This window comes from Paraburkholderia mimosarum LMG 23256 = NBRC 106338 (assembly GCF_000739815.1).
Lineage (GTDB): Bacteria > Pseudomonadota > Gammaproteobacteria > Burkholderiales > Burkholderiaceae > Paraburkholderia > Paraburkholderia mimosarum.
On record NZ_BBJJ01000087.1, the window covers coordinates 1 to 21,494 of the forward strand.

The following is a 21,494-nucleotide window of genomic DNA, read 5'->3' on the forward strand; positions in this document are numbered from 1 at the left end:
CGCGCCGCCATGGGCGCGCACCGCATCGACCTTGACTTGCGGCGTGGTGACGGGCACGCAGATCACGGCCTTCACGCCGAGCCTGGCCGCCGAAAGCGCCACGCCCTGCGCGTGATTGCCCGCCGAGGCGGTGATCACGCCGCGCTCGAGCTGCGCGGGCGTGAGATGCGCCATCTTGTTGTAGGCGCCGCGCAGCTTGAAGGAGAACACCGGCTGGTTGTCCTCGCGCTTGAGGAACACCGCGTTGCGCAGGCGCGCCGAGAGGTTCGGGGCGCGTTCGAGTTCTGTCTCGCGGGCGACGTCGTAGACGCGGGCGGTGAGGATTTTCCGGAGATAGTCGCTTTCGACGTGTCGGGACTGCACGCGCGCGGCGGCTTCGCTTGCGTGGGTGGCGGAATGGTTTCGGTGCACCTGCATGACGGCTCCTGTACTCACTTTCGTTTTGGCCAGGAGGCGGAAATAAAAAACCCGCCTCGTGGGGCGGGTTGTTGTCACTGCTGCCGGACGTACGCTAACCCACCATTCGTTGAATGGTGCGAATAATCAGCGCGATCGTAACGGGGTGGCAGTTCATTTGAGCAAGAATGACCTGGCGGTCGAAAGCTGTCAATTGCCAGCGTTTAACGACTGATGATTTACTACAAGTTACGTTTCATTTGATACGTTTCTCAAGGAGGGTGGATGTCTTGTGGGAAAGACGCGCAAAGAATCCAGATTAATCTCCTCCCGGCGCTCATCTTTCGTGAAACATTCTCGAAAATCTCGACTAAGCCTTTGATTTCTCTTGAAATTCTTTTCCCAGACGGGCTGCGGGGCTTGTTTCACGCATTCGACCCCGTGCCGATCTTGCTGGCTGCGCCGCGAACAAAAAAGGGCTTCAAACGCCCTTCCCTGTTGCTCGTCCGCAAACGAGCGTGAGACTCACTCCGCGCCTGAGGTATTCATTTCTGAAGCCCACTGCTCGACCACTGCCTTCACACGCTCCGCGAGTCGTTGCTGGTCAGCGGCCGCGATACCTTTCAGGCTCAATTCCGCACGCCCGTCACCGAACAGTTTCAATTCGCCCAGCGCGACGCCGTCCGGGCGACTGAACTGAACGCGAGACTGGTAATGCGTGCGGCGCGGACCAACGCGGCGCGCGCCTGCTTCGGCCGAAGCCGCCGCCTCTAGCTTGCGCACGCTCGCCTTTCCTTCGATCACCTGCTGAAGCCAATGCTCCGCGACCGTTGCACCCGCGCGATCAAAAATCAATTTGATGTTGTAGGCGTGTCCGAGCCCGACGTCCTTACGATTCTGCGCCATTCGCTGAAGCAAATAAGGCGGCAGAGATGTGAGCGAAATGACCTTGCTGATGTGCTTCGGGTCTTCGCCCACGGCCACGCCCAGCTCGACCTGGTCGACATAGACTCGATCGTCGAGCAACTTCTTCCATGCGAGCGCGTCGTCGAATACCGTCTGCTCCTCGCGCTCCTTGTTGGCGTGATAGGCGCGCAGGTACAGGTTCTGGTTATCGAGGCCCTCGCGGACATCGGCATCGATGAACTTGTCACCGCGCGAACGTGCCGCGCGAATGCGGCGCTCGCCATCGACGATTACATATTGGCCGGGGAACGCCGAGAGTTTCGTGACCAGGATTGGGGTAATTTGCCCTTGCGTGGCAAAGCTCCCGGCCAGTTCGTCGATCGTTTCGGCGCTGTAGAACGCGCGAGGATTGTAGGGATTGGAGACGACATCGTCGACGGGGATTTTCCGGACCGCATGCAAAGAAAGCGGTGCGTCGACGCTGTCCGATGGCGGTGCGGCTGGCGTTGCCACGGTGTCCGGGGCGTTGGGGGCGCCCGCGTCCCGTTGCGCGATGTTGACGACATCTGCCTCGGCGAGACGCTCTCCGGCCGAGGCGCGCTCGGCCGCCATGCCCGCACGAACCTTACTGGTGAAATTGAGCTTAGCGGCCATCGACAACCTCCTCTTCTTCCTGCACCAGCGCAATGATTTCGTTGTAGACCGCGTTGATCTCGTCCTTCGCGACTTTCATCCCACGCACGCCCCGAACATCGAAAACCGTGCGGCCAAGCGCTGCTGTCTGTCGATAAAGCTCGCGTTGCTTGATGGTGGCGGAGAAAACCCGAACATTGCTCTCCGCAAGGATGGCGCTCATCTGCGTATGCAAAAGTGTCTTTGAATTTGATTTATTCAGCAAAATCGCGAATTTACCAGCCGGATTGGCAACTCGGGTGCGCTCGACCAGTTCCATCATCCCTTCGCTACTCCAGATGTCGATCGGCGACGCATCGGTTGGGATGATCGTGGCATCGGCTACGGCCAGAACGCGCGCAGTTGTCAGGTCATTGATGTTGGGCGGGCAGTCGACGATGACTACGTCGTAGTCATTCGCTAGTGCTGAGATTTCCGGCCCGATCATTTTCTCGAGCTTGTGAATGCTCCCAACGCGGAATGGCAGAGGCGTCTCGGGTCCGGCCGCCGCGCACCAGCTCATGCACGATTGCTGCCCGTCGGCATCGGCCACATACACCTTATAGCCCTCGGCCTGAAACGCCCCAGCCAGGTTCATGCTGGTCGTGGTTTTGCCAACCCCGCCTTTTTGATTCGCTACGGCTATCACGAGACCCATTCGCTTCTCCATGGAATTGTTCAACAGCGGGCAGATCTCCACACTCGCCACGTGGAGACTCCAGCAAGTCATTCGGGAGTCTAGCGGTAACTTAAAGTAAATTCTAGGATTTCCCGCCTCAAGCGTTGTCCCATCACAACCAGATGGCGGTTCGGATAACTGCGAGACGAACTCTGACGTCCCTCTCACTCACCGAGATCCACTAGATCGTGAAGCGGCGCGAGTGTCGTAGCAACTATCTCCACGTGGAGATCGGATAGCGACATCGAGCCTTATCGGCGGAATCGTTCGATCTCTTGGCTGCCGCTAGCTGTGCGTGTGACGGTAGTAAAAATCAACATACGCGAGGGCAATTGAAGAACCCTTGGTACCGGCCGCACTGGGAAACGCATTCGAATCTCCACGTGGAGATTCGAAGACCGCATATGGGCAATCGTGTGATGGTGCTGCAACGAATTGGTATCGATCCGATTGGGCATTCATCAATGTTCTCCACGTGGAGAGGATCGATTGGCGCGCAGGGTTCCACCTTTGTGCGAAAGCGGGACGCGCAAGCGAATCACTACCGCTCACGGGAATGTTGTCCCAATAGTGGTGACCGGGTGTGAAATTCGAGCGCTGTCATTTGATGGGATCGCCAGCAATCTCCACGTGGAGACGGCCGTCAACCCAATGCAATAGTGAAGTCATCTTAACGAACACCCCCGTAGTCCGATAAGGGTGCGTCCGCGAAACTTCACGACGCCCATATAAGCCTACAAATCTCTTGTAGCTATATTTACGCAAATATTCTAGCGTGCGCTCTCCCATCCCCTGAAAGCGTTGGGCAAAAAAAAAAGCGGCCGAAGCCGCTTTCCCTTTGTTCGATCGATTTCACTCGTTTCGGGCCTTCAGAGCGAGTTCGACGTCCGCAGTCTGCTGGCCTTCGCCGGCCGCCGGCGCCTGTTGTCCACTCAAGAGGAATTCGAGCAGGTCAGCAGCGGTCGGTTGCCCCCAGGTATCGAGCACTACCCAGCGGAAGAAATTCGTCGACGCCATCTTGCTCGGTACCTTCGCCGTCGAGACCTTGAGCTTGTCCATGCCGACAGTCTCGTTGTAGCGTTTGATCAGCGCAGTCTGGTCGTCGTACTCGAGTTCATTGAAGTAGGCGCGCGCCTCGTTGATCTTCGCTGCGATGTAACGGTCCTTCACCTGATCCTGGCTTTCGCGTGCGCGGCCGGCGTCGGCTGCGGGCGCTGCGGCATTGGCCCCGGGCAACTGGTAGCCCTGCATGAGCGCCTTGCGGAAGTACGCCGCAACGTTCGCCAGCGGCGCCGCGTTTTTCTGCGCTACGCGCGCAGCGGTATAGGCGATCGCCGTACGAATCTTTTCGTCGCCGTACTGCTTGAGCAAGCGCCGCGCTTCGGAAACCGGGATGCTGAATTTCGACATTTCGCCGATCAGCAGCGTCTCGTTTGCGCGCAATTCCTGCGACGGATCGGTCTCGGGCTTGCGAGCGACACGGAACTGCAGGGCGACGACTGAGCGTCCCACCTTGTGCTCGATGAGTTCGAACGTGTGATCCGAAATCTCGTTGACTTCCTTAATGCAGGGCAACAGCACGCGGCTCTTGAACTGCTTGTAGAGCTTGTAAGATTGCGCCGAAGTATCCTGGCCGAGGATCAGATCCCGCAGGGTCGCGAGCGGAAACCGCGCCGTCATGCCCACGGCTTCGTACCGGACGACGTTTTCCCAAAGTGCAAGCGAATGCGCCTTTCTGAACTGACGCGTGATGCGCATATCGATCATCGCGTAGATTTCAGGATTGAGCAGTTCACCGCGAATCTGCTCGGAGAAGGTGTAGCGCAAAACCGACCGCTCGAGTTCGGCTCCGGCAAGCAGACCCGATGCTTTCCAGATGCTGCGCTTATCCTGAGTCAGGTAGTCCCAGTTGACGACCGTGCTGATGAGCGAGTTGATCGTTTCCTTGACGTACTCAGTGTTGTTGCTGTTGAGATCGACGTCCTGGGAGAGGGCGGAGATCGTGATCTCGAACGACGAGCGGCCGGCTTCGAGCGAATCCTGGCGAATAGCGTTCTTGATCAGCGAACTGAACATCTTGCGTTGCTGCAGACTGATCGACCCGGACTTTGGTGCGATGTGAATCGCCGGGACGGCCTTGCGGAACAGATCAGGCGGCTGGCCTTGCTGGAATATGAGTGCACCTTGTTTGTCGGCGTCGCCGGCATCGGCCTTTTTTCTTGCCATATGACCCACGTTGAAAGGGAACCTGGTCGGTTGGTAACTGTATACCAACCGACCAGGTGACTCAAGGCCGCAAACGCGATCGTGACGCACGACGACATTGAGGCGCGATGAGCATTGACAAGCGGCGATTCCCAATTCCGTGGATCGCTTGACCGCGTTGCAGGCGCTTGCCCTCGGCCTCACACACGATCCCAAAACCAGATACCTTTGCGACAGATCGCGCCGAACGATCTCCCATAATCAGCGACCTCAATGGCGGATGTAAGTACTCACTTTTCGTCAAGGTCTCCCACAGGTAACCGTCCATGGGAGTTATCGATGTGCCGTTCCGCCGATTCGCGGCTGCCTGCGCTCGTTTGCATGGAGCGGCCGCTAGCCCCCATAAGTGGTGACCTCGAGCCGCTCCCATAACTGGAGACCCAAAGATTGAGGCCCACAGGCCTCAAAAGTCGCAGACTTACACGGAGCACCCATAACCGGTTACCCATGGAAAATCCCATAGCCTGCTACCTTAGCCTTGCAACCTTCAACCAGGAGCAAGGCTCCATGCGGGAATCCGCTTCTCCCATCCAGAAAGCATCCATGGCTTCCCGACGAGACACCACCATAACCGGTTACCTAAACGGAACCCCCATAACAGGTCACCCGAATTACGGGCTGAGGACCGATCATGAGGCGCCGGTTGCTCGACGCGTCCCATAAGCGGCGACCTTTTCCGTTTCCCATAACCCGCTACCTCGGATCAAAAACGGGGCTTTTCCCACAGCGGGAGACCTTCTCCCCATATCCACAACCTGCAAACCCCATGTTCGGCTACCGAAGTCCCATATCCACAACCCGAACTTCCCATGCCCGGTACCTCAAATCCCATAAACCGCCACCAAATCGGCCGGAAACCCTTGCCTGGTAAGGCTTTGCGGCGTCTAAAGGTTTACTAAAGTTGTTAAAGCGTAAAAGGTAAACACTGAAACACGCGCTCGCCAGGAAAGACGTCTCCCAAAACCGGCGACCTTAATGCATGTGAGTGGTCACCAACTGCCGTTGTCCCATTCCTGGTTACCTTCCCGGTCTACAAAGGCTCTACAGACACCATAGGCAGCCACCTGACCGTGCTACATCTGATATTCGACATGCACTTAACGACGTAAGTGGCTGTTTTGATGCGAATCCATACCTAATGGTCTCAACGTATGGGGCTCTTCCGGCTCAAAGGTAACGGGCTATGGGATACGGTGGGCGTCCTCGAAGCCGGGACCTATGCCCGGACCTGGCTCGACGCCGACCAGGGCTCACGCGGAGCGATTTCGCGCCTCGGCATCGGACGATGCCGTCACTGCATCTGCGTCGCGAGCCAAGGACGGCCACCACCAGCGGTTACCTCACTCAGGTCACCAACTATGGGAACTGCCAAGGTGCACGATTGACCATCATCCGGGATGATGACAATCGTGCCTAAGGTGCACTGCATCAAACGCAACGGTGACCTGGATGCGCGCCAGTCCCAGCCCTGACTCCCCGGCAAGGTTGCCGCGAACGCCGTGCCTTGCGGAAGGCTTTTGCGGCGCTACACGCCCGCGAGACGTTGCCGGGCGATCCTGGTATCAGCGGAATCGCGTCGTCTCCCCCGTGCGGCCGCTCGTCCACTACAAGATGTGCGTCCACAGACTTACGAAGATGATCCATTCTTCATTGCCGCGATGCCGATGCGTCGAGAGCGACAACCAATGATTGGGTACGACAGCATCAGGATCGCCAAGTCGTTGGTTCGTGCGCGAGCCGACCATTCATTCTCCCGCCCACCTCTTGAAACCAGATACTCGACGAGTGACAAGCGCCGGATGCGCGAAGTGCGGCCCGTGCGATGGCACTGCAAACGGCCTGCGCGCCGCTCGTGCACCTGCGCACGTTGCTCGCGCGTCGCTGCTTGACTCAAGCGCGCACTGCAACGAGTCCACTGTCGCCAGGTACCAAACCTGGATCGGCGCGCCCCAAACGCGCTGCGGCTTCGCAACCATCCGGCGGCAACAACGGGTGCCGGCACTCGAATGGCGCATCCGACCGAATCACGCGCGCAGGTGAGCGCCATTGAGCGAGCCGTGAGAGGTAACCATTTGTGGGAACCGGTTACCTGACAGCGCCCGAGCCACGGGTGTTACTTTCAGGTCACCGTCACCTGGGCGTTCATTTATTGGTCGGGAGTCCTGGCGCACTTCATGCGCGGGGAGTGTGGAATGCGCGCCCACCTGCCGACCATCCCGTCCGTCCCGAACCAGTTCGTGATGCACCGCGGTCCGGGCGACGCGAAGGAAGCCGATGGTCCCGTTCGTAGCGCGCAGTTCCTGGCGTTTGCCTGCGAAATGGGGGAGTCCATTCTTGCGCGCGTTGTGAGGAGCTTCCTGTCCAACGAACTCACGTGAATGACCGAGCCGAACGAGTCTCTGACTTCATGAGATAGATCCAGGCCGTTCGATTCGCAATTCCCGAAGGGAATCGACGCTGGGAATTCCCGAACGCCAAACATGCATACAGGATGAATTATATGTATGCACAAAAATATCAATTGTTGATATGTGGCGTGCGTCGGTAATCTGGCCGATATCCCGACCAGTCAGTGCCCAGCAAGCCATGACCCGCACCGCGATCTACGAATGGTTGACGAGTTTCGTGCCCAACCCGGCCGCGCCGCGGTGGAGCGAGCGGGCACGGCGTTGCGGCGGAGCGCTCATCGGTATTGCCTTCACAGGGCTCGCCACGCACATGGTCTTCGGCGCGGCTGGCGACATTCCGCTGCTCGTCGCGCCCATGGGCGCATCGGCGGTGCTGTTGTTCGGTGCCTCGGACAGCCCCCTTGCGCAGCCGTGGTCGATTCTCGGCGGCAACTTCGTCTCTGCGCTGGTCGGCGTGGCGTGCGCGCAATGGATCGCGTCGCCGGTCGCCTCGGCCTCCGTGGCGGTCGCGCTGGCGATCTGCGTGATGTTCCTGTGCCGCTGCGTGCATCCGCCTTCAGGCGCCGTCGCGCTGACCGCCGTGCTCGGGGGGCCCGCTGTCCACGCGCTCGGCTTTCACTTCGTGCTCGTGCCGATTGCATTCCAGTCCATCGCCTTGCTTAGCGCCGCGCTTGCATTCCACGCCTTGACCGGACACCGCTATCCGCGTGCGGCGTTTCGCCCGACGCCCGAGGCGGCAGTCTTGCCGGTTGCCACGCTCACACAACACCTTCTGGAGCCGGTCGATTCTCCGCGCAAATCGTTCGAACAACTAACTTGTGAGGAGATCATGTCGATGGGTTGTCCCGCCGTACCCGCGACGATGGGTGCACGGGCTGCGCACGAGATGTTCCGCCGGCATGGCGCTTCGACGCTGCCCGTGGTCGACGCCATGGACCGCGTGGTTGGCGTGGTCGCGCATCACGCGCTCGGCGATCTGGCGCCGCCCGAGGGTCTAAGGCGCTTCTGGGCCGGGCTGCGCCGCGCAGTGCTGCGCGAGTCGGCGCGCGTCGAGGAAACGGTGGAGGCCGTGATGGCGGCCGGCGTGCACGCAGTCCATCGCGCCACGCCGCTCGCGCATCTCGTGCCGATCTTCATCGAGCACGCCTACCACGACATCCCGGTGATGGACGATGCCCGGAGGCTGGTGGGCGTAGTCAGGCATTCGGACATGATCCGCTGGCTCCATCACCACGCAGGCGCCGCGCAGGGCGCAGCCGCGGGCTGAGATCGCATCACACCACGAACAGTAACGCCGCGAACACCGCATAGAGCCAGCCGACATGCGTGAGCTGACGGCTGCGCACTTTCGGTGCGCGAAACGACCACTGCAGGAACAGGATGGCGACCATGGTCGTCACGGCCGCAAGAATCGACGGCGTGCCGAGATGCCAGGGCGTGAAGAAGAGCCCGAACGCCGTGGGGATGGTGGCCTGGATCATCATCGCGCCACTAATGTTCGCCAGTGCCAGCCGCTCCTTGCCCTGGCGCACCCAGATGATCGCGTTCATGATCTCGGGCAGCTCGGTTGCGATCGGGCTGAAGAGCAGGGCCGTCAACTGGGGGCTCAGGCCGAGCCAGGGTCCCACCGCGCCGATCTGCTGCACGAACAGATGCGAGGCCGCGAAGATCACCACGAGGGCGCCCATCGTCTGTAGCAGAATCCACATCATGCCCGGATTGTCGTCGTGCGGGCGCAGCTTCAGCGGTTCGAGATCCCCTTCCACTTCGCCGCCGTCTTCGGCCGAAAGCTCCTTCCAGCAGTAGAACGCGTAGGCGGCGAGGAAGGCCACGCCCAGCATCGGTTTGAAGCTGAACACTACGAGCCCGAGCGCGATCTTCGCGACGAAGATCGCGAGGAACCACAACTGGTCGCGACGCAGGCGGCGCGTATTCACATCGACGATGGCTGCGCGCTCGCGGCCCACGCGCGCGGCGGTCGCGAGCAGCGCGACGCCCACGACGGCGTACGCGATCGTGCTGAGCGCGAGCGGGCCTCCGATTGCGGCGCCCACGCCGATTTCCTTGTGGGCAGGATCGCCGCCGAACGCCACGGCGACCAAGGTAACCACGCTCTCGGGCAGCGCGGTGCCAAATGCTGCGAGAATCGTGCCGGTGGCGGTTTGCGTGACCTTCAGCTTGTTGCCGAGCCATTCGACGCTATTGACGAAGGTCTCGCACGACAGATAGATGATGCCGGCCGAGGCAATGAGGAGCGCGAACGTCAGGATCATGACGAGCGCTCCGAGGCGGAAATGGGACGATGCGTGGCGCTATGCGGGGGGCGAATCATTGTTTTTGCCGTTATCTGCGAGCCGGGCACCGAAACCATGACGCTTCCCTTCGCCCGGCCCGGGTGAAAGGGAAAACGTCATAGGTCTCGTCAGGCCGCGCATTGCAGTGAATTGCAACACGGCTGCCGACGCCATGGTGCACTTGCACCAATTATGTTGACGGCGGCGCAACGCCCGAGCAGGCGCTGCAGACTACTCCCCTAAGACAGGGGGCGATTATAGCCGAACTTCGTGGCGGTGAACGATTTTGGGCGCGCTCGACCGCCAGGCGGGACGGGAATGTGGCTCACGTCGGCAATCCTCATCGCCTGCCTGTGAAGTCGGCCGACAGCCAGCGGCGATTATGCATAACGCTTTGCCGGGACGATGTGAAAACCAGACAGGCCGTTGCCCAGCGGCGGCGCATTTTTTCTTCGGTATAGCTTGATAGTCGTTTAGCATAGCCAGGTACTCTGGGTGCTTGCGTGAGAAATGGAGCAGCGGATGGCAATGATTTCGCATGTATACATCGGGGTGGACGATTTCGAACGGGCCTTCAGGTTCTATTCGCCGATCATGCAAACGCTGGGCTTCGCGCTGAAATTCCGCGAGCCCGACTATCCTTGGGCGGGCTGGATGGAGCCCGGCGTGGAGCGGCCGCTTTTTCTGGTCGGCAGGCCGTGGGACGGCAACGCTGCGCAGCCCGGCAATGGGCAGATGGTCGCGCTGCTTGCGCCTTCGCGTGATGCGGTGGACACGGCGTACGCCGCCGCGCTCGCGCATGGCGGCACGGACGAAGGCGCGCCAGGCCTGCGCCCCCACTATCACGCGAACTACTACGGCGCGTACTTTCGCGACCCCGAAGGCAACAAGCTCTGTGTTTGCTGTCACGATCCGGCCGACACTTGACCGGGCGACGGGCCATCGGAGGGCGCATCACACGAGTGTCCGATACGCTGTGCTACGCTTGCCCGGCCTTGGGCCGAAGGTGCTGAAGGGTTGCGCGCGGTCGCAGGAAGGCAATGCAACCGCGATCGCCGGCGGACGGCCCGGCGTATCGAAGTCGAAGTCGAAGTCGAAAAGCGAAGTCCTGAACCAAAGTCCCGAGCGAGGCGTGATCAGCGCGCCTTCGCGGGGACGACGATCAATAACAGGAAGAAGACCCAGATGAAAATGCACAAGATACGACGCGCAGCTTCGCGCGGCCGCTTTCGCACGCTCGTGACCGCCTTGCTGCTCGCGGGCGGGGCGCAGGCCGCGCATGCCGCTACCGAAATCCAGTTCTGGCATGCCATGGAGTCCGAACTTGGCGAGCGCGTGAACGCGATCGCGCAGCAGTTCAACGCGTCGCAGAGCGAATACAAGATCGTGCCCGTCTTCAAGGGCACCTACGACCAGACGCTCGCCGCCGGCATCGCGGCGTATCGCAGTGGCGACGCGCCCGCGATCCTGCAAGTGTACGAAGTCGGCACCGCTACGATGATGAACGCGAAAAAGGCCGTGCTGCCCGTGTACGACGTGATGAAGACGGCCGGCGTGCCGCTCGACGAAAAGGCGTTCGTGCCGACCATCGCGAGCTACTACAGCGACGCGAAGACAGGCCATCTCGTGTCGATGCCGTTCAACAGTTCCACACCGGTGCTCTACTACAACCGCGACGCCTTCAAGAAGGCTGGCCTGCCCGAGGCGCCCCCGAAGACCTGGCCCGAAGTCGCCGAGGCCGCCGCGAAGCTCAAGGCCTCGGGCATGAACTGCGGCTTCACCACGGGCTGGCAGGGCTGGATTCAGATCGAGAACTACAGCGCATGGCATGGTGCGCCGATCGCGACGCGCAACAACGGCTTCGACGGGCTCGACGCGCAGCTGGAAATCAACAAGCCGCTGCAGGTCGCGCACATTGCCTTCCTGCAGAGCATGGCGAAGCAGGGCACCTTCACCTACGTGGGCCGCAAGGACGAAGCCACCGCCAAGTTCTATAGCGGCGATTGCGGCATCATGATGGGCTCGTCGGGCGCGCTTGCGAACGTGCAGAAGTATGCGAAGTTCAACTTCGGCACCGGCATGATGCCGTACGACCCGAGCGTGAAGGGCGCGCCGCAGAACGCCATCATCGGCGGCGCGAGCTTGTGGGTGCTGGGCGGCAAGAATCCCGAGGTCTACAAGGGCGTCGCGAAGTTCCTCGCCTACCTGAGCTCGCCGGCCGTCGCAGCGAAGTGGCATCAGGACACGGGCTATCTCCCGGTGACGAAGGCAGCCTACGAACTCACGCAGCAGCAGGGCTTTTACGCATCACACCCGGGCGCGGATACGGCCACGAAGCAAATGCTCAACAAACCGCCGCTGCAGTGGACCAAGGGGCTGCGCCTCGGCAACATGCCGCAGATCCGCACGATCGTGGACGAAGAGCTCGAACAGGTCTGGACGGGCAGCAAGACGCCGCAGCAGGCACTCGACTCGGCCAATTCGCGCGGCAACGAGCTGCTCCGGCGTTTCGAGCAGCAGGCAGCGAACTAACCCGTAGCGGACGAGGTGACGCGACGGAGTGACGCCTGCCTCGCGACGGATAGACAGCGCCCGGGAGCGGACTCCGGTCCAGTCCTTCGGGGCGCTGTGCTTTTGTCGGCAAGGTAGCGGGCCGCCCGCAGTGCGATGGCGGCGCGCCGCCACTCGCACCCGAAGGGGAGGCAGCGTGTTCAGAACCACGCGTCCTGCATGTCGAGCGTGGTGCGATCGAGCGAGGCGAGCAGATCGAACTGCGCGCCCGTCTTCGGCAGCTCCCACGCGAAGAAGTAAGCCGCGGCGGCCAGCTTGCCGCGATAGAAGTCCGCGTCTTCGCCGCTCGTCTTCGCGAGCGCCGCGCGCGCGACCAGCGCCTGTTCGAGCCATACCCACGCCATGACCACATGGCCGAACGCTTCCAGGTAGACGGACGCATTGGCGAGCGTCACCGCCAGATCGCGCGCTGCCCAAAGCTGGCGCGTAACCTCCGCCAGGCGCTGCAGCGCCGCCTGAAGCGCGCGCGCGTGGGCGGCATCGCCGGCGGTCCCCGAAGCCTGCGCGCGATCGAGCGTGGCCTCTACGCGCTCCATGAAAATCTTGAGCGCCGCGCCGTCCTTCACGACGACCTTGCGGCCGAGCAGGTCGAGTCCCTGAATGCCGTGCGTGCCTTCATGGATCGGATTGAGACGATTGTCGCGATAAAACTGCTCGACGTTGTACTCGCGCGTATAGCCGTAGCCGCCATGCACCTGAATGGCGAGATCGTTCGCTGCGAGACACCATTGCGAGGGCCAGCTCTTCGCGATGGGCGTGAGCAGGTCGAGCAGCAGCGCGAGCGGCTCACGCTCGGCGCCGCTTGCCGCGTTTGCTTCGTCCACGAGCTTCGCGCACCACAGGTTGAGCGCGAGCGCCCCTTCCACGTAGCTTTTTTGCGCGAGCAGCATGCGGCGCACGTCGGCGTGCTCGACGAGCCTCACCTGGGGCGACGCGGGATCCTTGCCCGCCGCGCCCAGGGAACGCCCCTGCGGGCGGTTGCGTGCGTAATCGAGTGCATGCAGATAACCGGTGTAGCCGAGCATCGTCGCGCCGAGCCCCACGCCAATGCGCGCCTCGTTCATCATGTGGAACATATAGGCGAGTCCATGATGCGGCTCGCCCACGAGATACCCGATCGCGCCCGCACGGCCGCCCGGCGTATGCTTCGTGCCTTCGCCGAAGTTCAGCAGGCAGTTCGTCGTGCCCCGATACCCCATCTTGTGATTGAGGCCCGCGAGCACGACGTCGTTGTGCTCGCCGCGCGAGCCGTCCTCGTTCACGAGATACCTGGGCACGATGAAAAGCGAGATGCCTTTCACGCCGGGAATGAGCTTGCCGTCGGGTCCGGGAATCTTCGCGAGCACGAGGTGCACGATGTTTTCGGAAAGCTCGTGCTCGCCGCCCGAGATCCACATCTTGTTGCCGCGCAAACGGTATTGCGCGCCGAGCGGCGACTCACACTCGAAGTCGGCGCGCGTGGCGACGTCCGAGAGCGACGAGCCGGCCTGCGGCTCGGAAAGGCACATTGTGCCGAAGTAGCGGCCTTCCAGTTCGGGCCGCACGAACGTATCGATCTGTTTTGCGCTGCCATGGGCGAGCAGCAGGTTCGCGTTGCCGATGGTGAGAAACGGATAGGCGCTCGTGCCGACATTCGCGCCCTTGAACCACGCGAAGCCCGCCTTCTCGACGACGAGCGGCAACTGCATGCCGCCGTACTCATAGTCCTGGCCCGCGGCCATCAGGCCTGCCTCGCTGAACGCCTTGAGCGCTGCCTTCACCTCGGGAATGATCGTCACCGTTTCGCCGTCGAACTGCGGCTCGTGCTGATCGTTCTTCTTGTTGTGAGGCGCGAACAGGTCGGTGGCGATCTTCTCGCAGGTGTCGAGCGCGGCGTCGAAAGTCTCGCGCGCGTGGTCGGCATAGCGCCCGATGCGCGTGAGGCTCTCGACATCGAGCCATTCATAAAGCAGAAAGTTGAGATCGCGGCGGGAAAGGATCAGCGACATGGTGGAACGGTCTCGCATCACGGAGAGAAGACGGGCAGCCTACCGAAAATAGAACGACCGTACTATTGGTATTTTCAGCAGTCTGGAGTTTGCAAATGCCTGTCATGCAAAGGGCTTCCTGAAGTTTCGCGGTCCACCGCCGTAAACTCGTGCGCGGGTTCCGATTCTTTCGCTGCACCCGCCAACGAGTGGCGCCCACGTTGACGCGATGGCTCTTTCGCAGCGCGATTGATTCGCGTGCGTCGAGAGCCGCCGGCCACTTCCGCGCTAACGTTCACATAACGCCTGCTTCGACTTTGCATCCTGATTCAAGTGTCGCTCATGCTGGCAGACTCGCCTCGCCGCGCGCAGTCGCTTCGGCTGCCCGGCTCGCTACGCGTCGTCAAGCGTGCCGCCGCGTTTTTCTCGTTGCAAGCGACGAGCGCGAAGCTGCGAGACGTGTTCGGGCTCGTCGCTTCGTCGTGATATCGTGGCGCGACGCCCCGGGGGGTGAACAAGCCGTGAACAAGGAGACCTTGCCGTTATGAGCGTTCTGGGCTGTGTCGTCTACAAGCACAACCTGTGGCTCGTCGTCGTTGCGCTGCTGATTTGCGGCGCGGGTTCGTGGGTTACCGCACGGCTCGTCTTGCGCGCGTTTTCCACGCATGCGCTGCAGCGAATCGGCTGGTCGTTCATCGCGGCCGTGGTCGCCGCCGCCGATATCTGGTGCACGCACTTCGTCGCCATGCTCGGCTTCGAGCCCGGCGTGCCGGTCGCCTTCGATCCCGTGCTCACCATCGCGTCGCTGCTCATCGCGCTCGCGGGCAGCTTTGCGGGCTTCGTCATTGCCACGAGCCCGGTCACCCAACGGCTCACACGCGTGGCGCCCGCGCTGGGCGGCGCGATCGTCGGCCTGGCGGTCGCGCTCATGCACTACGCCGGCATGCTCGCTTATCGCGTGGAAGGCATCGTCATCTGGCATCGCGGCTGGATCGCGATATCGCTCGTGCTCGCGGTGGCGATCAGCGCGCTTGCATTGCATCTGGCCGGCGCGGCCGCCGCTCGAGCACAAGACAACGCGGCCAGCATGCGTGCGAGCACCAATGCGCCAGCCCGCCGTGTAGCGGTCGTGCTTGCGCTCGCCATCGCCGCGCTTCACTTCAGCGGCATGACGGCGTTCCAGGTCGAGCCACTCGCAATCGGCGGCCATTTCTCGAACCCGGCGGCGCTGCAGGCGCTCGCGCTTGCCGTGGCCTGCATGGCGTTCGTGATCGCGGGCGCCGGCTGCGTGAGCTTTCTGCTCGACGACAGCGTGCGCGCCGAATCGGTCGAGCATCTGCGCACGATGGCGATGAGCGACATGCTCACCGGCCTGCCCAATCGCGCGAGCTTCAACGCGCGCATCGACGCGGAACTGGCCCGCACGCAAGACACCCGCAAGCTCGCGCTGATCGGCATCGACCTCAACCGTTTCAAGGAAATCAACGACCTGCACGGCCATCACGCGGGCGACGAGGTGCTGCGCATCCTCGCACGGCGTCTGGCGAGCCTCGTGCGCGAGGGAGAATTCGTTGCGCGCGTGGGCGGCGACGAGTTCGTCGCGCTCATGCGTTTCAACACGCGCGACGAGCTCGGGGATCTGCTCTCGCGCCTCCAGGACGCGCTGTACCGCCCCGTGCGCTACGACGATGCGGAAGTGCTATCGGGCGCGAGCCTCGGCGTCGCCATCTACCCGGACGACGCGACGAACAAGACGGTGCTCATCAACAACGCCGACCTCGCCATGTACCGGGCGAAGTCGGACCTCTCGCACTCGGTGTGCTTTTACGAGCCCGCGATGGACGAGGTTGCGAGGGCGCGCCGCTCGCTCACGCACGATCTGCGCGAGGCGCTTGCGCGCGGGCAGTTGAGCGTGCACTACCAGATGCAGACTTCCGTTGCGACAGGCGAAGTGTGCGGATACGAAGCGCTGCTGCGCTGGGAGCATCCGCGCCTCGGCTTCATTTCGCCGGCGCGATTCATTCCGCTCGCGGAGGAAAACGGTCTCATTCTTGGCATAGGCGCATGGGTGCTGCGCGAGGCCTGCTCGCGCGCCGTTGCGTGGTCACCGCCGGTGAAGGTGGCCGTGAACCTTTCGCCCGTGCAATTCGCGCATGCGGACTTGCCCAAGCTCGTGGAGACCGTGCTGGTGGAAACCGGGCTCGCGCCCGAGCGGCTGGAGCTGGAACTCACCGAATCGGCCATCTTCGCGGACCGCGCCCGCTCGCTCGACGTGCTGCAGCGAATCAAGACGATCGGCGTGAAACTGGCGCTGGACGACTTCGGCACCGGCTATTCGTCGCTCGACACGTTGCGTTCGTTCCCGTTCGACAAGATCAAACTCGACCAGTCGTTCGTGAGCGAGGCCGAGTCGAGCCGTGAGGCGACGGCGATCATTCGCGCGGTGCTGGCGCTCGGCAAGAGCCTCGGCATTCCCGTGCTGGCCGAAGGCATCGAGACCAAGGAACAGCTTTCCCTGCTCGCCGACGAAGGCTGCGACGAAGTGCAGGGCTTCCTGCTAGGCCGCCCGGCGCCGCTCAGCCAGATCGTGGCGAGCGGCCAGCTTTCGCTGCAGACCGACGACGAGCAGGCGATCCAGATGGGGCAGGGCTGAAGCGCTTCCTGCGCTGCCTCGCTATTTCGGTTGCGCCGTAGCTCACGAAGCGCCGCTGAGCGACGCGACCACGTGCGACGGACTCCATCACGCGTGCGCCGGAAGGGGGCGCCGCTCCGCCATGACGGCTCCCAGCCGTGCTTCTGGCCGCGGCCTGGAAGCGATCCGCGCCAGGCGGCGCAATCCCATGAACACCCTCCCTTAACCCCGGCTTTTCGGTCGATTAACCGTGAGGCAGGTAACCGACAATCTGTTCAAACGCACCCGCACTTATCGAGGCAGATATGTCAAGCAGCATTACGATCACGGACGAACTGGTTGCTGAAATCGCGGACCGGATGGCAGACGAGGGCCAGAAGGTGTCTCCAATGGCCATCTGGTCCGAAGTCCACACCGGTTCGGTGGTCGCGGTGGCTGCGTCACTGCGCAAGTGGCGCGAAGAACGCGCGCCGCGCGTGCCGCAGGCCGTGGAGCGCCCGGCGTTGCCGGAAGCCGTGACCGACACGATGCGCGAAGCGCTCGACCGGCTGTGGACGTCGGCGCAGGACGAGGCTGAACGGGCCGTGGCGCGGCGCCTCATTTCGATGCGCGAGCGCGTAGAGGATGCCTGCAACGAGCGCGACAACGCGCTCGAAGAGCTGCAAAACACTGTCCAGGAGCTCGACGCCCTGCAAGTCCAGCTCGATCAGATGACCCACGCGTACGAGACGAAGGCCGACGCCGTGGCGGGTCTGGAAGAGGACATCGCGCTCGCCATGCAACGGGCCGACGCTGCGGAGCAACGCGCCGAGGCGCTTGCGGAGCGCGTGTCGGCGCTCGAAGCGGAGCTGGAGGGCGCCGTCGCGGAACTGGCCGCCCAGCGTGAAGCGCATGCCCGCCAGGCGACCGAAGCGGCAACCGGTGAGGGCGAGGTGAGCGAACAAGCCGAACTCGTTGCGAGCCAGAACGACGAAGCGGAGCGCGCGGCACTGGAAGCGGCGCATTCCGAAACGGTGGCCCGCCTCGAAGGCGAGCTGGAGTCGATTCGCGCGGCCCTGCAGGCCGAGCAGGACGCGCACGCGGCGCAGCGGGAAGAGGTTGCCGGCGCCCAGGCTGCACGAGATGCCGCCGCGACCGAATTGCGGAATATTGAGGCGCAGCTTGCGACCCTGACCGATGAGCGCAGCGCCGACGCCGCCGAAATCGCCCGGCTCTCGGCCAGCTTGAGCGAGGCGCAGGCGTGCGCCGACGCGGCTCAGCGGCGCGCAGACGAACTCGCTCAGAGCACGGCGGAGAGCGCAACGGACGATGGCGCAGCCGAGGCGTCGCCGACCGCTGCCGCTGCCGATCCGGAAGAAGTCGAAGCGCTGAAGGCGCAGCTCGCGCGCGAGGCCGAAGCGCACGCCAGGCAGATCGCCGAAGCGCGCGAGAACATCAAGAGGTGGTCCGAGTATGCGAACGGACTGAAGCAGCAACTGGCCCAGGCCAACGAAAAGGCGCTCGTCGTCCAGGCGCGCAGCGCGGGCGAAGCGTCGTTGAGCCGCCGTCTCGCCGCCGAGCTGGGCCAGGTCGCGCCCGAGCATGAATTGCTGCTCAAGGAGTCCCAGCAGCAGGTGGTCGTCGAAGCGATCAGCGCTCATCTCGAGCAGCAAGGCTACCGGTACGATACCAAGACCGGCATGGTGACCAGGCTGGCCGCCGAAAACGCGCCCGCCTGACGATGCGGCCGAGTCCATGATCGACGGCGCGTCGCGTCCACATCGGGCGTTTTCTCGCGCCGTCGTCATTCAACAAAAATTCAAAACGAGCTCGAAGACAGACTGGCCGCATTAATTTCCTTTGGCGATACGTGAACCATTTTTTGCGCAAGGCAGTTATGGTGCTGTTCTTCGCAAAGATTGATTTCCAATATGTAGGTGCCATCGCCTGGAAACTCGGCGAGATATCGAAAGTCCCGTGATTCGCCGGCGGGGACGTCGATTTCGGCGTCGAAATTCGATCGAGACATGAAATGAGCGGTGTGCGTTTCTTTTTCGGTAGGCTTAAAAAACGTGATCACGAAGAGATCAGGTTTTACCAGCTGACTCAGGGTCTTGCTCGCATTGTGAACCGTCAAGGTAACTTCATACTGCCTTGTCACCGGGTCCAGCGGAAGGACTGATAGATCTGCCCGAACGAAATCCGGTTCGGCGCCGACTACTTCTCTACCCTGTTCATAGTACGCGGGATTCTGGAAAATGAACGTCTGCAAGGCCCACCATGCACCAATCATTAACCCGATAACAACCGCTAACTCTGAATACCTGCAGATAGCTTTGAGAATGAATCAATCCACACGCTCGAAGATTGCGGATTGTTCGGAGCGGCCTTGCGGCCACCAGGCGAGTATTTTATTTTATCGGGCCAACGCCAACGTGTCGAACCCCCGGTCATTCGTTTGCCAAATGGTCTCATTTGATTTCCCTGGTTTGCGTGGAGAAACCGCCGCATCTGCGAGTTGGCGTCGAGCCCCTTTTTGGGGTGCCAGCTTGCTCAAGCGTACAGTGAAGCCGCTGAAGGCTGCAAATGATCGAATGATGTTCCCATTTGAGACCCCCTCTGCGCGTCGTCGAAGGGCGAGTCTCCGGGCGTAGCCGACGCCTGACTGTGGGAACAGCCATGCGTGCAACTGACGCTTGATGGCCGACCGCCTGCGGATGCAAGCGGCCGAAGCAGGACCCAACGCGGAGCTTCTGTCATCAAGCACCGAACGACACCTTCGAGGCCGATAACTGCAGTCCGGGTGTGAGGGCTACGGCACGCCGCTCTCGTCTCTTGGGGGCAACAGCGTGTCAATCTGTGTCACGAGGTGTGCGCCGCGCTGACACAGCAGCATTCCCTTTTCCGGGAATCGCAAGCGGCGAGCGCTGCGGTCGACGAGGCGGATATTATAGGTATTCGGCTCCTCTCATAGTAAGGCAGCCGCATTGGGACAAAGTCGTCAAAGGAAGGGCGGGGCGTATCAGTTAGGTGTACTTCTAATGAGGCGAGCGGTATGCCTCGCATGCATCGAGCCTTGGCTGCGGAATGTGCGCTCGCGAGGCGCTAGAGGTGAACGATTTGCGTTCGATCAATCACGTAGCCGCCTTCTCGATACGCCCGTGCGCGGTGGCTGTGCCATTCGACATTGACTTCCGCACATAGCGTGCGAATTCCTGCGCTGCAGGCGCAACCGTCGCGGGCAATTGCAGGCAGATCGCGAACTCAGGGAGCGGGGGCAAACCCGCTGTGTGAGGCGCGAGTGCTTCCAGATTGGCGGGCACGGTGGAGGCAAGCCACGCTGTGACTGCGAGGCCCGCTTGCACTGTTGCAGCAGTCGCTTCGACGTTGCCGCTCTCAAACACCGTGCGCCATGCGATGCCCTCATCCGCGAGCGCACCGAGCACCACCGGACGAAACGCGCAGCGCTCATCCACCATCGACACCGGTAATGGCCGCTTCCGAGATGCGTCACTGCCATTCGCGGTGACCCATACCAGCGGTTCGACGCGAATCACTTCACCTATGGCTTCGCTCGCAACATATTCGACCAGCGCCACGTCCAGTCGACCACCATTCACCGCCTCGCTTAACTCCGCTGACGCCACACATACTAGCGAAATTTCTACTTTCGGATGCGCTTCGGCGAAGGCCTTCATCACGGGCGCAAGCGGCGTTACGAGATCGTATGGCACTCCTACGCGCAGGCTACCGTGGAGTGATCGGCCAGTCATATCGGTCCAGATTTCGTCATTCAGCCGGAGTAGCTGGCGAGCCTTGACGAGGAATTGCTCGCCGTGGCGAGTCAGCTCCAGTCTGCGTGTCTTGCGCACGAACAAAAGGCAATCTAGCTCGTCTTCGAGGCGCTTCACTCGCTGGCTCACTGCGCCTTGCGTCATGTGCAGCAGATTCGCAGCAACCGTCATGCTACCGCTGTCGGCAACGGCGACAAAGGTACGGATCTGATCGATGTCCAGGTTTCGGCTCATGAATGCATTATGCACCGTAATGCACGGCATCAAAACTATTCGATTTTATAAAGCACTGGCAGTCCTTACAGTGCAGATCACACTCATCCGGATTGCACTAATGACCTCGATCCTGCCGCTCATTCTCTTTGTCGTCATCTCGACAGTGACGCCCGGTGGCGCGACTACGCTCGCCACTGCTTCGGGCGCCAATTTCGGGTTTTCGCGTTCCATTCCGCTAATACTCGGCATTTCAATAGGCTTGGCATCGCTCGCCGCCATCGCGGGGCTTGGGCTTGGTGGTCTTTTGCTTGAGTTTCCGTCACTGCAGATGGGGGTAAAAGCGCTCGGCTCTGCGTATTTGCTGTGGCTGGCGTGGCGCATTGCACATAGTGGGTCGCCCAACGCAGGAAAAGGACTCGCGCAGCCGATCACGCTCGTTAAGGGTTGCCTGCTGCTGTGGCTCAACCCGAAAAGCTGGGCAGTGACAGTCGGAGCAGCGGCGTCGTTCGCGCTGCTCGCGAGCACTCCGAACCGGCTCGCGATACTGCTTGGTACCATGTTCGGCGTGGCCGCGTGTATGTCGCTCGCGTTGTGGTGTTCGCTCGGAGTTCTCCTCTCCCAGCTCTTGAGGACACCTGGACACTGGCGCACCATCAATCTCGCGATGGGGGCACTGCTTACGGCATCCATAATTCAAACATGGAGGTAACTGTTC

16 protein-coding genes and 1 riboswitch are annotated in these 21,494 nt (G+C 61.9%); of the genes, 8 read left to right on the plus strand and 8 right to left on the minus strand.

Annotated elements, in window-relative coordinates; genetic code table 11:
* The 4 genes from BMI01S_RS32030 to BMI01S_RS32050 form a co-directional block, all read right to left on the minus strand.
* Window positions 1-417: pyridoxal-phosphate dependent enzyme (locus tag BMI01S_RS32030; RefSeq protein ID WP_042291976.1), on the minus strand; the 417-nt coding region annotated here is incomplete at its 3' end.
* Between the two features lie 504 nt (window positions 418-921).
* Window positions 922-1,956 (minus strand): ParB/RepB/Spo0J family partition protein, encoded by a 1,035-nt coding sequence (locus BMI01S_RS32040; protein ID WP_028214453.1) that lies wholly within the window; start codon window positions 1,954-1,956, stop codon window positions 922-924.
* A complete protein-coding gene (parA, locus tag BMI01S_RS32045; RefSeq protein ID WP_028214452.1) occupies window positions 1,946-2,632 on the minus strand; it encodes a ParA family partition ATPase in 687 nt (228 codons plus the stop codon). Before parA ends, BMI01S_RS32040 begins: the two co-directional genes overlap by 11 nt.
* Window positions 2,633-3,505: 873 nt before the next feature.
* Entirely contained in the window at window positions 3,506-4,879 is a 1,374-nt protein-coding gene (locus BMI01S_RS32050) for a replication initiation protein (RefSeq protein WP_063619620.1), read from the minus strand.
* A gap of 2,231 nt (window positions 4,880-7,110) precedes the next feature.
* On the opposite strand from BMI01S_RS32050, the gene BMI01S_RS32055 reads away from it, so the two are divergent.
* A complete protein-coding gene (locus BMI01S_RS32055; protein ID WP_154671418.1) occupies window positions 7,111-7,296 on the plus strand; it encodes a hypothetical protein in 186 nt (61 codons plus the stop codon).
* Between the two features lie 208 nt (window positions 7,297-7,504).
* Window positions 7,505-8,593, plus strand: coding sequence for an HPP family protein (locus tag BMI01S_RS32060; protein WP_028232500.1), 1,089 nt, complete (start codon window positions 7,505-7,507; stop codon window positions 8,591-8,593).
* Window positions 8,594-8,600: 7 nt separating this feature from the next.
* Here the strand turns inward: BMI01S_RS32060 and BMI01S_RS32065 are convergent, their stop codons facing one another.
* Window positions 8,601-9,599 (minus strand): sodium:calcium antiporter, encoded by a 999-nt coding sequence (locus tag BMI01S_RS32065; RefSeq protein WP_028214449.1) that lies wholly within the window; start codon window positions 9,597-9,599, stop codon window positions 8,601-8,603.
* Window positions 9,600-9,751: 152 nt separating this feature from the next.
* A riboswitch (yybP-ykoY riboswitch) is annotated at window positions 9,752-9,872 on the minus strand.
* Between the two features lie 276 nt (window positions 9,873-10,148).
* On the opposite strand from BMI01S_RS32065, the gene BMI01S_RS32070 reads away from it, so the two are divergent.
* Both BMI01S_RS32070 and ugpB read left to right on the plus strand, forming a co-directional pair.
* On the plus strand, window positions 10,149-10,547 hold the full coding sequence (locus tag BMI01S_RS32070) for a VOC family protein (RefSeq protein ID WP_028214448.1): 399 nt from the start codon (window positions 10,149-10,151) through the stop codon (window positions 10,545-10,547).
* Between the two features lie 258 nt (window positions 10,548-10,805).
* Window positions 10,806-12,152 (plus strand): sn-glycerol-3-phosphate ABC transporter substrate-binding protein UgpB, encoded by a 1,347-nt coding sequence (gene ugpB, locus BMI01S_RS32075; RefSeq protein ID WP_042291981.1) that lies wholly within the window; start codon window positions 10,806-10,808, stop codon window positions 12,150-12,152.
* Window positions 12,153-12,331: 179 nt separating this feature from the next.
* Here the strand turns inward: ugpB and BMI01S_RS32080 are convergent, their stop codons facing one another.
* Entirely contained in the window at window positions 12,332-14,179 is a 1,848-nt protein-coding gene (locus BMI01S_RS32080) for an acyl-CoA dehydrogenase (protein WP_028214446.1), read from the minus strand.
* Between the two features lie 321 nt (window positions 14,180-14,500).
* On the opposite strand from BMI01S_RS32080, the gene BMI01S_RS41325 reads away from it, so the two are divergent.
* The 3 genes from BMI01S_RS41325 to BMI01S_RS32090 all read left to right on the plus strand — a co-directional run bounded on the left by BMI01S_RS41325 (window position 14,501) and on the right by BMI01S_RS32090 (window position 18,508).
* Window positions 14,501-14,644 carry a hypothetical protein gene (locus BMI01S_RS41325; RefSeq protein ID WP_154671417.1) on the plus strand — a complete coding sequence of 48 codons (144 nt, stop codon included), beginning with the start codon at window positions 14,501-14,503 and terminating at the stop codon, window positions 14,642-14,644.
* Window positions 14,645-14,702: 58 nt separating this feature from the next.
* Window positions 14,703-16,811, plus strand: a complete 2,109-nt coding sequence (locus tag BMI01S_RS32085) for a putative bifunctional diguanylate cyclase/phosphodiesterase (protein ID WP_028232499.1) — start codon at window positions 14,703-14,705, stop codon at window positions 16,809-16,811.
* A gap of 284 nt (window positions 16,812-17,095) precedes the next feature.
* A complete protein-coding gene (locus tag BMI01S_RS32090; protein ID WP_028214444.1) occupies window positions 17,096-18,508 on the plus strand; it encodes a DNA-binding protein in 1,413 nt (470 codons plus the stop codon).
* 80 nt (window positions 18,509-18,588) lie between these two features.
* Here BMI01S_RS32090 and BMI01S_RS32095 read toward each other — a convergent pair whose 3' ends face one another.
* Window positions 18,589-19,041, minus strand: a complete 453-nt coding sequence (locus BMI01S_RS32095; RefSeq protein WP_036046637.1) for a hypothetical protein — start codon at window positions 19,039-19,041, stop codon at window positions 18,589-18,591.
* An 862-nt stretch (window positions 19,042-19,903) separates the two neighbouring features.
* Window positions 19,904-20,797, minus strand: a complete 894-nt coding sequence (locus BMI01S_RS32100) for a LysR substrate-binding domain-containing protein (protein ID WP_036046640.1) — start codon at window positions 20,795-20,797, stop codon at window positions 19,904-19,906.
* A gap of 100 nt (window positions 20,798-20,897) precedes the next feature.
* Between BMI01S_RS32100 and BMI01S_RS32105 the strand changes: the two genes are divergently transcribed.
* A complete protein-coding gene (locus BMI01S_RS32105; RefSeq protein ID WP_028232496.1) occupies window positions 20,898-21,488 on the plus strand; it encodes a LysE family translocator in 591 nt (196 codons plus the stop codon).
* The last annotated feature ends 6 nt before the right edge of the window (window positions 21,489-21,494 follow it).